At 69.5% G+C, this 13140-nt stretch carries 11 protein-coding genes; all 11 read left to right on the forward strand.

Annotated features, from left to right (window positions below; translation table 11 throughout):
• Positions 1-252: 252 nt before the first annotated feature.
• The 11 genes from rpsT (at position 253) to ASF18_RS09870 (ending at position 13103) form a co-directional block, all read left to right on the forward strand.
• Positions 253-519, forward strand: coding sequence for a 30S ribosomal protein S20 (gene rpsT, locus ASF18_RS09820; RefSeq protein WP_055951936.1), 267 nt, complete (start codon positions 253-255; stop codon positions 517-519).
• Positions 520-1059: 540 nt separating this feature from the next.
• Entirely contained in the window at positions 1060-2574 is a 1515-nt protein-coding gene (dnaA, locus tag ASF18_RS09825; RefSeq protein WP_056223003.1) for a chromosomal replication initiator protein DnaA, read from the forward strand.
• Between the two features lie 187 nt (positions 2575-2761).
• Positions 2762-3883, forward strand: coding sequence for a DNA polymerase III subunit beta (dnaN, locus tag ASF18_RS09830; protein WP_056222704.1), 1122 nt, complete (start codon positions 2762-2764; stop codon positions 3881-3883).
• A gap of 60 nt (positions 3884-3943) precedes the next feature.
• Entirely contained in the window at positions 3944-5071 is a 1128-nt protein-coding gene (recF, locus tag ASF18_RS09835) for a DNA replication/repair protein RecF (RefSeq protein ID WP_056274775.1), read from the forward strand.
• A gap of 287 nt (positions 5072-5358) precedes the next feature.
• Positions 5359-7209: a DNA helicase RecQ gene (gene recQ / locus ASF18_RS09840; RefSeq protein ID WP_056351140.1), complete on the forward strand. Its 1851-nt coding sequence runs from the start codon at positions 5359-5361 to the stop codon at positions 7207-7209.
• 172 nt (positions 7210-7381) lie between these two features.
• Positions 7382-8545, forward strand: coding sequence for a hypothetical protein (locus tag ASF18_RS09845; protein WP_056351142.1), 1164 nt, complete (start codon positions 7382-7384; stop codon positions 8543-8545).
• Between the two features lie 110 nt (positions 8546-8655).
• Positions 8656-10881 carry a phosphoribosylformylglycinamidine synthase subunit PurL gene (gene purL, locus ASF18_RS09850; RefSeq protein ID WP_056351144.1) on the forward strand — a complete coding sequence of 742 codons (2226 nt, stop codon included), beginning with the start codon at positions 8656-8658 and terminating at the stop codon, positions 10879-10881.
• 34 nt (positions 10882-10915) lie between these two features.
• Positions 10916-11152 carry a BolA family transcriptional regulator gene (locus ASF18_RS09855; protein ID WP_056222722.1) on the forward strand — a complete coding sequence of 79 codons (237 nt, stop codon included), beginning with the start codon at positions 10916-10918 and terminating at the stop codon, positions 11150-11152.
• 22 nt (positions 11153-11174) lie between these two features.
• Complete coding sequence (locus ASF18_RS09860; RefSeq protein ID WP_056351146.1) at positions 11175-11684, forward strand: DUF29 domain-containing protein; 510 nt, start codon at positions 11175-11177, stop codon at positions 11682-11684.
• A 44-nt stretch (positions 11685-11728) separates the two neighbouring features.
• Positions 11729-12070: a Grx4 family monothiol glutaredoxin gene (grxD, locus tag ASF18_RS09865; RefSeq protein WP_056222726.1), complete on the forward strand. Its 342-nt coding sequence runs from the start codon at positions 11729-11731 to the stop codon at positions 12068-12070.
• Between the two features lie 133 nt (positions 12071-12203).
• Positions 12204-13103, forward strand: coding sequence for an NAD(P)/FAD-dependent oxidoreductase (locus ASF18_RS09870; protein WP_056351148.1), 900 nt, complete (start codon positions 12204-12206; stop codon positions 13101-13103).
• The last annotated feature ends 37 nt before the right edge of the window (positions 13104-13140 follow it).

The raw sequence follows: 13140 nt of genomic DNA on the forward strand, positions 1-13140 counted from the left end.
GCCTCGCTCCGCATCCGCTCTCCTCTCGCGCTCGGGTGGCGCGTCGACAGCCCCCCTGGGCGCCGAACCGACGACGGCACGATGACGTTCCGTTGACGGATCGGCAACGCGTGGCTATAGAGCCCACATCGCCGACGGACGCGCACTCCGCGATCGTCGGCTTCGCCATTGCCCGAACAACCTGCACGCGATCCACCGACACTCAAGCCCGCGGGCCCGTCGCGATCGCCTCAAACGTGACGAGGATGCCCCATGGCCAACACCGTGTCGGCCAAGAAAATGACCCGCAAGATTGCGAAGCGCACCGCGGTCAACCGCTCGCGTCGCAGCCGTATGCGCACCTTCGTCCGCAAGGTCGAGGAGGCCATCGCCGCCGGTGATCAGTCCAACGCGCTGACCGCCCTCCGCGCCGCCGAGCCCGAGATCATGCGGGCCGCCCAGCACGGCATCGTGCACAAGAACAACGCCTCCCGGAAGGTCTCGCGCCTCGCCGCGCGGGTGAAGGCGCTCGCCGCCTGAGCCATCCTTCCAGCAGAGACGCGAAAAAGCCCGGCAGCGATGCCGGGCTTTTTTCGTTTCGGCTTCTGCGGCCCTTGCGCGGAGCACGCGCCCGCCGCGACCGAGACCATGCGAGACGACGCCCCTGACACGCCCGAATCGGGACAGATCCGGTGACACGGCGTTAACGCTAACTGGAATCTGTCTTGTTGCGACCTGTCGAGGGCGAGTGTAGCTTAACGATGTGTCACGATGAACCAACAAATACCCGGTTACGGCGAGTCCAGGGCGAATCGTACACAAGGTGGGAGCCTCGCCTGGACTCGGCACCCGAACCCCGCGTCGGAATTGCTGCAATTTTAGCTATCCCCGTAAGTCCCGTTGTTAGGAGAACCGTAGCTTATTGTTGATAGGCTTGCTTCATCGACAAAAGCCTTCCCGGAGGCAGTTGACTCTGGTCCGGCAATATGGGTCTCGCGAATGCCTCGCGGGGCGCAACGTCAGTCAAGTGTGCGTACGTACCGGTGGCGGCCCTCCGCTCTCGGGACGAGGAGAGCGATGATGCATGTCGACGGTAGCGTGTCCGGCAATGCCGAGATGGGCATGAGCGGCGTGAGCGGTCCCGATACGGTGGCTGCCTGGGCCCGGGTGAAGCGGCGCCTGCGGGCGGAATTGGGCGAGGATGTGTTCGCGAGCTGGTTCGCCCGCCTCGAACTGGTGGAGGTCCTGGACGGAACCGCCCGCCTCACGGTGCCCACCCGATTCCTCAAGAGCTGGATCGAATCCCACTACCTCGACCGGGTGCTGAACACCTTCCGCAGCGAGGTCGAGACCGTGTCGCGCCTCGACGTCTCGGTACGGGGTCCCTCCGCCGCGGCCCGCCCCGTTCCCAGCGTCCCGAAGACGGCGAGCAGCGCCGCGAGCCCCCTCGCCCGCCTCCAGGCCGCCGGCTCGGCGATGCCGTCGCACGGGGACGGCCTGAACGTCTCCGAGGGCGAGTCGGCCCAGGCCCCGCGCGGCGAGGCCGGCGGCGACCTCAACGGCGCCCCCCTCGACAACCGCCTGACCTTCGCGAGCTTCGTCGTCGGCCGTTCGAACGCCCTGGCCCACGCCGCCGCCGAGCGCGTCGCCCGCCACGACGGCCAGGGTGCCCTCTATAACCCGCTCTACTTCCATGCCGGCGTCGGCCTGGGCAAGACCCACCTCCTCCACGGCATCGGCCATGCCGCCCGGGAATCCGGCCGCCGGGTGATCTACCTCACCGCCGACCGCTTCATGTACGGCTTCGTCAACGCGCTGAAGACCCAGAACGCGCTGGCCTTCAAGGAGCGCCTGCGCGCCATCGACCTCCTCATCCTCGACGACGTCCAGTTCATCCAGGGCAAGTCGATCCAGGCCGAGTTCGGCCACACCATCAACGCGTTGATCGATGCCGGCCGCCAGGTGGTCGTGGCTTCGGACCGTCCGCCCACCGAGCTCGAAGCCCTGGAGGAGCGCGTGCGCTCGCGCCTGGCTGGTGGCCTCGTGGTGGAGATCGGCAGCCTCGACGAGCAGCTGCGCGCCTCGATCCTCTCGGCGCGCCTGGCCGCGGTGCAGGTCTCGCATCCGAACTTCGAAGTATCCCCGACGGTGGCCACCTACGTCGCCCGGGCGATCACGGCCAATGGTCGCGATCTCGAAGGCGCCGTGAACCGGCTCCTGGCCCACGCCACCCTCACGGGCACGGCCGTGACCATGGAGACCGCCGAAACGGCGATCCGCGATCTCGTGAAGAACCGCGAGCCCAAGCGCATCAAGATCGAGGACATCCAGAAGCTGGTGGCCTCGCGCTACAACGTCTCGCGCTCCGACATCCTGTCCGAGCGGCGCACCGCCGCCGTGGTCAAGCCGCGCCAGATCGCGATGTACCTGTCGAAGGTGCTCACCCTGCGCTCGCTGCCCGAGATCGGCCGCCGCTTCGGCGGGCGCGACCACACCACCGTGCTGCACGCCGTGCGCAAGATCGACAAGCTGATCGGCGAGGACAACGTCCTGAACGACGAGGTCGAGCTTCTGAAGCGCATGCTGCAGGATTGAGCGCGCCGGGGTGTCGCGCCGTCGTGCGACGCCCCGAAACATCCGCGGATAGCCGGCCTCTCGCACTTGCGTTCGCCCGGAGGCTTCGCCAAGTTCGACGGCCACGGTGCCAGGGCGCACGTGGAACCGGAGCGCTTCGATCGCGCCCGTTCCGGCGACGTCCGACGAGAGACCACGAGTTCAGACCATGAGAGTCACTGTCGAGCGTGCGGCCCTTCTTCGGTCGCTCGGCCACGTGCACCGCGTGGTGGAGCGCCGCAATACCATCCCGATCCTGTCCAACGTCCTCCTCCGCTGCGACGCAGGCAGCCTGGAGCTGCGGGCGACCGACCTCGACATCGAGGTGACGGAGACCATTCCGGCCGACGTGGTGGATGCCGGCGCCACCACGGTGCCCGCCCACGTCATCTACGACATCGTGCGCAAGCTTCCGGACGGCGCCCAGGTCTCGCTCGAAACCAGCGGCGAGACCGGGCAGATGACCATCCGTTCGGGGCGTTCGCGCTTCTCGCTCGGCGCCCTGCCCGAGGGGGATTTCCCCGATCTCGCGGCCGGCGAGCTGCCGACCCGCTTCGTGATCGCGGCCTCCGATCTGAAGCGCCTGATCGAGAAGACGCAGTTCGCGATTTCGACGGAAGAGACGCGCTACTATCTCAACGGCATCTATCTCCACACCATCGAGGTCGACGGGACCCTGCGCATGCGCGGCGTCGCCACCGACGGGCACCGCCTCGCCCGCGTCGAGATTGAGGCGCCCGAGGGCAGCCGCGACATGCCGGGGATCATCGTGCCCCGCAAGGCGGTGGCCGAGATCATCAAGCTGGTGGAGGATGGCGGCGAGAGCGTCGAGATCGACCTGTCGCCGGCCAAGATCCGCTTCAAGTTCGCCAGCGGCGTGGTGCTGATCTCGAAGCTGATCGACGGGACCTTCCCGGATTACCAGCGCGTGATCCCGTCGGGCAACGACAAGTTCCTCACCGTCGAGCGCGACGTCTTCGCCAAGGCCGTCGATCGCGTCTCGACGATCTCGTCGGAGCGCGGCCGGGCGGTGAAACTCGCCGTGCAGGAGGGCCGCCTCGCCCTCTCGGTGAACAACCCCGATTCCGGCAGCGCCACCGAGGAACTCGACGTCGATTACGACGCCCCCGCCCTCGATATCGGCTTCAACGCCCGCTACCTCCTCGACATCACGAGTCAGCTCGAGGGCGACACCGCCCTCTTCAAGCTGGCCGATCCGGGCTCCCCGACCCTGATCCAGGACCGCGAGGGCGCCGCCGCCCTCTACGTGCTGATGCCGATGCGGGTGTGATCGCCGCTCGTGGCGTCGCGGTGCGAGACAGGCCGCGGGTGATCGGCTAAGGGCAGGCGGGTGCGTCTCACCCGTCTGATCTGCCGCGACTTCCGGAACCACGCCGACCTCGACCTCGCGGTCGACCGTCGCTTCGTCGCCCTGGTGGGCGAGAACGGGGCCGGCAAGACCAACCTTTTGGAAGCGATCTCGCTGTTCTCGCCGGGACGCGGCCTGCGCCGCGCCGACCTCTCGGCGATGCCGCGGACCGGCGGGCCGGGCGGCTTCGCCGTGTCCATGACCCTGGCGGGGGATGAGACCGAGCATCGGATCGGCACCGGCTACGAACCGCCCGGCCTCGACGGCCGCGCCGCCCGCCTGTGCCGGATCGACGGGGCCACCGCGCCCTCGCCCGTGGCCTTCTCGGAGTTCCTCCGGGTGGTCTGGCTGACCCCGGATCTCGACGGTCTGTTTCGCGGCCCGGCCGGTGACCGGCGCCGCTTTCTCGACCGCCTCGTCCTCGCGGTGGACGCGAGCCACGGCGCCCGCGTCAACGCGATGGAGCGCGCCCTGCGCTCGCGCAACCGCCTGCTCGACGAGCGGCCCAACGATGGCCAATGGCTCGACGCGATCGAGCGGGAGGTGGCCGAGCTCGGCGTCGCCGTGGCGCTGGCCCGGCGCGAGACTGCCGAGCGCCTGGATCGGCTCATCGCCGAGACCCGTGACGATGCCCAGCCCTTTCCCTGGGCCGGCCTGCGCCTGGAAGGCGACCTCGACGACCTCGTGGCGGTCTGGCCCGCGATCGAGGCCGAGGACCGCTTCCGCATGGCCCTGCGCCAGGGCCGCAGCCGCGACCGCGCCGCCGGCCGAACCCTGAGCGGACCGCAGACCAGCGACCTCGTGGTCCGCCACGGCCCGAAGGACGTGCCCGCCGCCACCGCCTCCACCGGCGAGCAGAAGGCACTCCTCATCGGCCTCGTCCTCGCCCATGCCCGCCTTGTCCAGGCCATGAGCGGCCTGGCGCCCGTGATCCTGCTCGACGAGGTCGCGGCCCATCTCGATCCGCGCCGGCGCGCCGGGCTCTTCGATGCCCTCGAAGCCCTGCAGGGGCAGGTCTGGATGACGGGGGCCGACCCGGCCCTGTTCGGCGAGCTGGACGGGCGGGCCGATATGGTCAAGGTCGCGGACGGGCGGATCGCGTCGAACTGATTGCCCAATGGTGTCGGAGCGTCAGACGAGAATCCCCGGACTGTCGGTCTGCGTGATGTCGTTGCCGATGAACTCCTGTGCGAGGGCCCGGCGCACCGCTTCGGTCTGGCTCGTCTTGGCCAGGTGGCCACCATCTCCGCGAGGCGATTGACCTCCTCGCTTCGGATGGTCAGAGGCATTATGCCGATCCCCGGATCGACGCGTCACCCGTGTAGACGCGTCGAGCGTCTTGCCGACACATCGGCGCCGCAAGCGGCCCGCCCGCTCACCATCAGGCCAGGATGCCCATGACAAGCCGCCTCGACGAGGCTCGCGCCGCGTTGAAGACCACCTTCGGCTACGACGATTTCCGGCCCGGCCAGGACGAGGTGATCGGCGCCGTCCTCGACGGGGCCGACGTGTTCGCCGTGATGCCCACGGGCTCCGGCAAGTCGATGACCTACCAGTTGCCGGCGCTCGTCGAATCGTCGCTGACCGTCGTGGTCTCGCCGCTGATCGCCCTGATGCACGACCAGGTGCAGCAGATGCTCGGCTTCGGCGTGGCGGCCGCGACCCTGAACTCGTCCGTCGCCGAGGCGACCTCCCGCGAGACCTGGCGGCAGATCCGCTCCGGCGACCTGCGCTTGCTCTTCGTCTCGCCCGAGCGGCTGATGATGGAGGGGCTCATGGATGCCCTGCGGGGCGCCGGCGTGCGCCGGCTCGCCGTGGACGAGGCACACTGCGTCTCGCAATGGGGTCACGACTTCCGTCCGGAATACCGGGACCTCGCCCGGGCCCGCGAGGCGCTGGGCAACGTCCAGACCGTGGCGCTCACCGCCACTGCCGACAAGGCGACCCGGGCCGACATCACCGAGCGGCTGTTCCCGGCGGGTCGCGAACTCAAGGCCTTCGTCCATTCCTTCGACCGGCCGAACATCCGCCTGACCTTCACGCCGAAAGACAACCCCACCCGCCAGATCGAGCGCTTCCTGCGCCACCGGCGCGCCGAGAGCGGAATCATCTACTGCTCGTCCCGCAAGCGCACCGAGCAGCTGGCCGAGACCCTGGCCAAGGACGGCTTCAACGCCCTGCCCTACCATGCCGGCCTCGACCAGGGAACGCGCATGCGGAACCAGGACACCTTCCTGCAGGAGGACGGCGTGGTGATGACCGCCACGGTGGCCTTCGGCATGGGCATCAACAAGCCCGACGTGCGCTTCGTCTGCCATGCCGACATGCCCTCCAACGTCGAGGGCTACTACCAGGAGATCGGCCGCGCCGGCCGCGACGGCCTGCCTGCCGACACCCTGACCATCTACGGCCTGGACGACATGGCCCTGCGCCGCCGCCAGATCGACGAGAAGGACGTGCCGGACGAGCGCAGGCGCGTGGAGCGGCGCAAGCTGGAAGCCATGATCGCGCTCTGCGAAGGGGCCACCTGCCGGCGCCAGTCGCTGCTCGGCTATTTCGGCGAGGCGAGCGAACCCTGCGGGCGCTGCGACCTCTGCCGCAGCGGCGTCTCGCTCATCGACGCGACGGTGCCGGCCCAGAAGCTGCTCTCGGCCATCGTGCGCACCGGCCAGCGCTTCGGCGCCGCCTATGTCTGCGACGTGGTGCACGGGAAGGAATCCGACACGATCCGGCGTAACGGCCACGCGGCGTTGAAGACCTTCGGGGTCGGTGCCGACAAGCCCATCGCCGCCTGGCGCGCGATGCTGCGCCAGCTCTTCGCCGCCGGGGCCGTGACCGAGAACGGCGACGGGTTCGGCGGGCTCTCGCTCACCGACAAGGGCGAGGCGATCCTGTTCGGCCGCGAGGCCATCCAGATGCGGCCCGACCCCGAGCCGAAGGTGGCCGAGCCGCGCGACCGCAAGCGCGGGGCGGCCCGCGAGGACGCGAGCCTGGATCTCGATCCCGCTACCGAGGCCCTGTTCCAGCACCTGCGCGGCCTGCGCGCCACCATCGCCCGGGCCGAGGGCATCGCCGCCTTCATGGTCTTCCCCGACCGGACCCTCATCGAGATGGCGCGCACCAAGCCCGTCGACCTCTACGCCCTGCGCACGGTCCACGGCGTCGGCGAGCGCAAGCGCGAGGCCTACGGCGAGCGCTTCGTCGCGGCGGTGGCGGATTTCCTGTCCCACGCGCCGGCCGCCCGGTAGGACGTGCGGTCGGGGCGCCCCGACGGCGCCCGGATGCGCTTTCGCACTCGTCTATCCGGATCGCCATCGTGTAGGGACGGGCGCGGCCAGCGGCCGCCAGCTTCGAATCGGACGGGTCCCCATCATCACGCCTTCAGAACCGCCCGCACCGGCTGCCCGTCAGGTCTTCTACATGCCGGGCTTCGATCCCCGCGAACCCGAGACCTATTGGGGTCTGTTCCGGCGGGAAGCCCGGCTCACGGCCGTCCGGCGCGGACTGGCGATCACGGTGGGCGATCCAGAGCGGAGCGCGGACGGGCTGGCCGTCGACTGGCGCGTGGATCTCGACGGACACACGACGCACTACACCCTCCTGCGTTGGGACGACATCGTCGCGGCCCGGTTCCCCCGCACCAACGGACGCCGTCTGCTCGAGGTGCCGGCCCTGTGGTGGCGCCTGATCCGGTCGGGCTACGTCGCTCCCTTCCGGCGTGAGGCCCGTCGCTTCGCCCGGATCATCGTCGGCGTGCACCTGATCTACCTGTTCCTCGTCGTCCTGAGCCTCGGCCTCGCGTCGGCTGCCGTCGCCCTGGTGCCTGGCCTGTCCGGGATCTGGGGGCTCCTGGCGGTGCCCGTGCTGGCCTACGGGCTCCTCGCGCTGCTCATGCGGGCGACCCGCGGCAAACCTTTCTACGTGGCGCACCTCGTCGACGACACCGCCTTCACCCACGATCACGCCAGCGGCGCCGACACCCGGATGCGCGCCCGGCTCGACGCCTTCGCGTCGATCATCCGGGGCGCGGAGGGCCAGGCCTCCGAGATCGTGGTCATCGGCCATTCCTCATCGAGCTTCCTCGGTCTCGAGGCGCTCGACCGGGTGCTCGTCGCCGATCCCGAATTCGGCCGGCGCGGTACGCCGGTCTCCTTCGTGAGCATCGGCAGCGTCATCCCGTGGATCACCCTCGATCCCCGCGCCACCGAGACCCGCGGCGCCCTCGCCCGGGTGGCGGCGAGCGACGCGATCCGCTGGCTCGACGTCCGGGCCAAGTGGGACTGGCTCTCGGTCCACCAGCGCAATCCGCTCAGCGCCTCGAAGCTTCCGGCGCCCCTGGCCCATCGCCCCGTCGAGATTCACGTCCGGATCGAGGATCTGATCGAGACGCGCATCATCGCCCGGCGCAAGTGGAACCTGTTCCGGATGCACTTCCAGCTGCTCATGTCGAGCCGCGACCCGGAGGCCTTCGACTACGTCGCCTTCGTGGCCGGCCCCGAACCCGTCCATGCGCTGATCCGGCGGTGGCGCGACGTGAAGGAGCAGCCCAAGGGGCGTTTCATCGCCGAAAGCCCGGAGGATTAGGGCCGCGGATCGCGCTCGCGCCACGATCGCGTGTTGCCACGGCGCGGCGTTCCGCTTTAGAGCCGTCACGCACGGCCGGACCCGGACGGGGGCGGTGCCGAGAGGGTCGCATGTTCCGCAACGATGTTCCGATCACCCCCGAACTGGTCCGCCAGCACGGCCTGACGCCGGACGAGTACGCGCGCTTCCGTGGCCTGATCGGGCGCGACCCGACCTTGACCGAGCTCGGCATCGTCTCGGCGATGTGGAACGAGCACTGCTCCTACAAGTCGTCCCGCAAGCACCTGCGCGGCCTGCCGACCTCGGCGCCCTGGGTGATCCAGGGCCCGGGTGAGAATGCCGGCGTGATCGACATCGGCGACGGGCTCGCCTGCGTCTTCAAGATGGAGAGCCACAACCACCCGAGCTTCATCGAGCCCTACCAGGGCGCGACGACCGGCGTCGGCGGCATCCTGCGCGACGTGTTCACCATGGGCGCGCGCCCGATCGCCGCCCTGAACGCCCTCCGCTTCGGCTCGCCGGATCATCCGCGCACCCGCCACCTCGTCTCCGGCGTGGTCGCGGGCATTGGCGGCTACGGCAATTCCTTCGGCGTGCCGACGGTGGGCGGCGCCATGGGCTTCCACCCGCGCTACGACGGCAACATCCTCGTCAACGCCATGGCGGTGGGCCTCGCCCGCACCGACGGCATCTTCTACGCGGCGGCCACCGGCGTGGGCAATCCGATCGTCTATCTCGGCTCGAAGACCGGCCGCGACGGCATCCACGGCGCCACCATGGCGTCGGCGGAATTCGACGACGCCTCCGAGTCGAAGCGCCCCACCGTGCAGGTGGGCGACCCCTTCGCCGAGAAGCTGCTGCTGGAGGCCTGCCTCGAGCTGATGGCCTCGGGCGCCGTGATCGCGATCCAGGACATGGGGGCCGCCGGCCTCACCTGCTCGGCCGTCGAGATGGGCGCCAAGGGCGACCTCGGCGTCGAGCTCCACATCGAGAAGGTGCCGGCCCGCGAGGCCGGCATGACCGCCTACGAGATGATGCTCTCCGAGAGCCAGGAGCGGATGCTCATGGTGCTCAAGCCCGGCATGGAGGCCGAGGCCGAGGCGATCTTCGTGAAGTGGGGCCTCGACTTCGCGATCATCGGGCACACCACCGACACGCTGCGCTTCGTCGTGAAGCATGACGGCGTCGTCATGGCCGACCTGCCGATCAAGGAGCTCGGCGACGAGGCGCCCCTCTACGACCGGCCCCACATCGCCAACACGCACCAGCCGGTGCTCGCCGCCCCCGACGTGCCCGAGACCGTGGGCAGCGCCGAGGCCCTGAAGCGCCTGGTGGGCTCGCCCGACCTCTCGTCGAAGCGCTGGGTCTACGAGCAGTACGACCACTTCATCGGCGGCAACACCGTGCAGAAGCCGGGCGGCGACGCGGCCATCGTGCGGGTCGAGGACGGTCCGCGCGGTCTCGCCATGACCGCCGACGTTACCCCGCGCTACTGCGAGGCCGATCCGATGGAGGGCGGCAAGCAGGCCGTGGCCGAGGCCTGGCGCAACATCACGGCGGTCGGCGGACGGCCGCTGGCCATCACCGACAACCTGAACTTCGGCAACCCGGAGAAGCCCGAGGTGATGGGCCAGCTCGTCGGCTGCCTGAAGGGCATCGGCGAGGCCTGCAGGGCCCTCGACTTCCCCGTCGTCTCCGGCAACGTCTCGCTCTACAACGAGACCAACGGCGTCGGCATCCTGCCGACCCCCACCATCGGCGGCGTCGGCGTCCTCGACGACGTCACGCGCCACGCCACCCTCGACCTCAAGCGCGCCGGCGACGTCCTGGTGCTGATCGGCGAGACCGCCGGCTGGCTCGGCCAGTCTGTCTACCTCTCGGTGATCGCCGGGCGCGAGGAAGGGGCTCCGCCCCCGGTCGACCTCGCCGTCGAACGCCGCAACGGCGACTTCGTGCGCGGGCTGATCACGTCGGGTCTCGTCGACACCGTCCACGACCTGTCCGACGGCGGCCTCGCCGTGGCGCTGGCCGAAATGGCGATGGCGGGCGGCATCGGCGCCGCCCTCCCCGAGGTGCCCCAGGGCCTGGCGACCCATGCCTACCTGTTCGGCGAGGACCAGGCTCGATACCTCCTGGCCGTCGACCCCGAGACCGCACCGGACCTGCTCTACAGCGCCTCGGCCCAGGGCATCCCGGCGGCCGTGATCGGCGTGACGGGCAACGACCATTTGACCCTGCCGCACGGCGAGACCATATCGGTGGCCACCTTGCGCGAGACCCACGAGGGCTGGCTGCCGGCCTACATGGCGAGCCAACCGGCGGGCGTCCCAGCCTGAAGCCCCCCCTTTCCGACCGTCAGGAGCCAACCCGATGCCGATGGATGCGCGCGAGATCGAGGCGATGATCCGTGAGGCGCTGCCCGACGCCCGGATCGAGATCAAGGATCTGGCCGGCGACGGAGACCACTACGCCGCCACGGTCCTGTCCACCGCCTTCAAGGGCAAGACCCGCGTCGCGCAGCACCAGATGGTCTACGGCGCGCTGCAGGGCCGGATGGGGGGCGTGCTGCACGCCCTTGCGCTCACCACGGGCGTCCCGCAGGATTGAGGTCTCCCCGGAGGCGGACCGTATGGACCAGCCGAGCCTCTACGACGACGACATCGTGACCTGGGCCGAGCAGCAGGCCTCGACCCTGCGCGCTCTCGCGCGTCGGCCGGACCTGTCGAACATCCTGGATTGGGAGAACGTCGCCGAGGAGATCGAGAGCGTGGGTCGATCCCAGGTCCAGGCCGTGGAGAGCCTGCTGGCACAGACTTTGGCGCATCTGCTGAAGCGGTTGTCCGCGCCGGACGCGGCAGCCCTCGACCACTGGTACCAGGAAGCCGGGACGTTCCAGATCACGGCGATGAATCGATACGAGCGCTCCATGCGGCAACGCCTGGACTGGGATAAGATCTGGTCATCTGCGCAGGCCCTGGCGAAGTTGAGCCTGAGGCGCTACGGCGATACCTTGATTCCGAACCTGCCGGCGCAATGCCCACTCGGTCCGGACGAACTTCTCGTGCTTCCGTGTGATCTGGATGCGGCACTGCGGCGGATCGCAGGATCGACGGCCTTGAAATCCGCGCCGGAATCCTGAACTCAAGCGCGAGCTTCCACGACCCGAGACGAACGAGGACTCCCATGAGCGACGTCAACACCGCGATCGAGAACGAGATCAAGTCCCAGGACGTGGTCGTCTTCATGAAGGGCACGCCACAGTTTCCGATGTGCGGTTTCTCGGGCCAAGTCGTCCAGATCCTCAATTACCTGGAAGTGCCGTTCAAGGGCGTCAACGTCCTCGACGATGCGGCGGTCCGGGACGGGATCAAGGCCTTCTCCAACTGGCCGACCATTCCGCAGATCTACGTGAAGGGCGAGTTCGTCGGCGGCTGCGACATCACCCGCGAGATGTTCCAATCGGGCGAGCTGCAGCAGTTCCTGTCCGAGAAGGGCATCCCCGTGAAGGCTCCGACCGCCGCCTGAGGCGCGCGTTGGCCCTGGGGAACGGAACGAGGGCGCGCGAGCGCCCTTTTTCCTGTTCCGGGGGGCCTTCACCGAACCTCCCCCCGTGTCCGACCGTTGATCTTCGGACAGGTCAGGCCGGGGAGCGGGCGATATGCGCGACGTCATCATCGTCGGCGGCGGTCCGGCGGGCCTCAACGCGGCGCTCATCCTCGGACGCTGCCGCCGCGACGTGCTCCTCTGCGATGCCGGCCAGCCCCGCAACGCGGTCACACCGCGGAGCTGGGGGGTCTTCACTCGAGACGGCACGCCGCCCTTGGAGCTACGGGCCCGGGCCGAGGCCGATCTGGACCGCTATCCCACGGTGGAGCGCCGCGCGGTCGAGGTCACCCAGGCCCGGGGCTGCGACGAAGGCTTCTGCGTCACCCTGGCCGACGGCAGTCACGAGACGACGCGCAAGCTGGTGTTAGCGACGGGCCTGCATCAGGCCCTGCCCTCGGTGGAGGGCTTCGACCTCTACTGGGGCCACGGGGTCCATTCCTGCCCCTATTGCGACGGCTACGAGAATCGAGACCGGCCCCTCGTCGTCTATGCCCATGGCGATGCGGCCAAGGGCATGGCCCTCGAGTTGACCGTCTGGAGCGACGACGTCACCCTCTGCACCGATGCGCAGCCGACCGTTCTCTCCGACCACGATCGCGCGCGTCTCGCCCGCCACGGCGTCCGCATCGTCGAGACGCCGATTCGGCGCCTTGACGGCGACGGCCGCCAACCGCAGCGCCTCACCTTCGCGGACGGCACCAGTCTGCCCTGCCACGCGGTGTTCCTGATGACGATGCCGTGCGAGCCGTCCGACCTCATCACGCAGCTCGGCTGCGACCTGACCCGAAAGGGCGTGGTGCCGACGGGCGAGTACGAGACCACCAACGTGCCCGGCCTGTTCGTCGCCGGGGACGCCTCCCGCCGGGTGCAATTCGCCGTGGTCGCCGCCGCCGAGGGGGCCATGGCGGCCTTCGCGGTCAACACCGAGCTCCTGCGCGAAGACGTCGCCTGACCGACGTCGCCGGAGCGGAGTGCCGCTCCCCCGTTCA

The organism is Methylobacterium sp. Leaf89, assembly GCF_001422215.1.
Classification (GTDB): Bacteria; Pseudomonadota; Alphaproteobacteria; order Rhizobiales; family Beijerinckiaceae; genus Methylobacterium.

Excerpts from the sequence above, each read along its gene's own strand:
- rpsT (WP_055951936.1), top strand. The coding sequence starts at position 253 with ATGGCCAACACCGTGTCGGCCAAGAAAATGACCCGCAAGATTGCGAAG.
- dnaA (WP_056223003.1), top strand. The coding sequence starts at position 1,060 with ATGCATGTCGACGGTAGCGTGTCCGGCAATGCCGAGATGGGCATGAGC.
- dnaN (WP_056222704.1), top strand. The coding sequence starts at position 2,762 with ATGAGAGTCACTGTCGAGCGTGCGGCCCTTCTTCGGTCGCTCGGCCAC.
- recQ (WP_056351140.1), top strand. The coding sequence starts at position 5,359 with ATGACAAGCCGCCTCGACGAGGCTCGCGCCGCGTTGAAGACCACCTTC.
- ASF18_RS09845 (WP_056351142.1), top strand. The coding sequence starts at position 7,382 with ATGCCGGGCTTCGATCCCCGCGAACCCGAGACCTATTGGGGTCTGTTC.
- purL (WP_056351144.1), top strand. The coding sequence starts at position 8,656 with ATGTTCCGCAACGATGTTCCGATCACCCCCGAACTGGTCCGCCAGCAC.
- ASF18_RS09855 (WP_056222722.1), top strand. The coding sequence starts at position 10,916 with ATGCCGATGGATGCGCGCGAGATCGAGGCGATGATCCGTGAGGCGCTG.
- ASF18_RS09860 (WP_056351146.1), top strand. The coding sequence starts at position 11,175 with ATGGACCAGCCGAGCCTCTACGACGACGACATCGTGACCTGGGCCGAG.
- grxD (WP_056222726.1), top strand. The coding sequence starts at position 11,729 with ATGAGCGACGTCAACACCGCGATCGAGAACGAGATCAAGTCCCAGGAC.
- ASF18_RS09870 (WP_056351148.1), top strand. The coding sequence starts at position 12,204 with ATGCGCGACGTCATCATCGTCGGCGGCGGTCCGGCGGGCCTCAACGCG.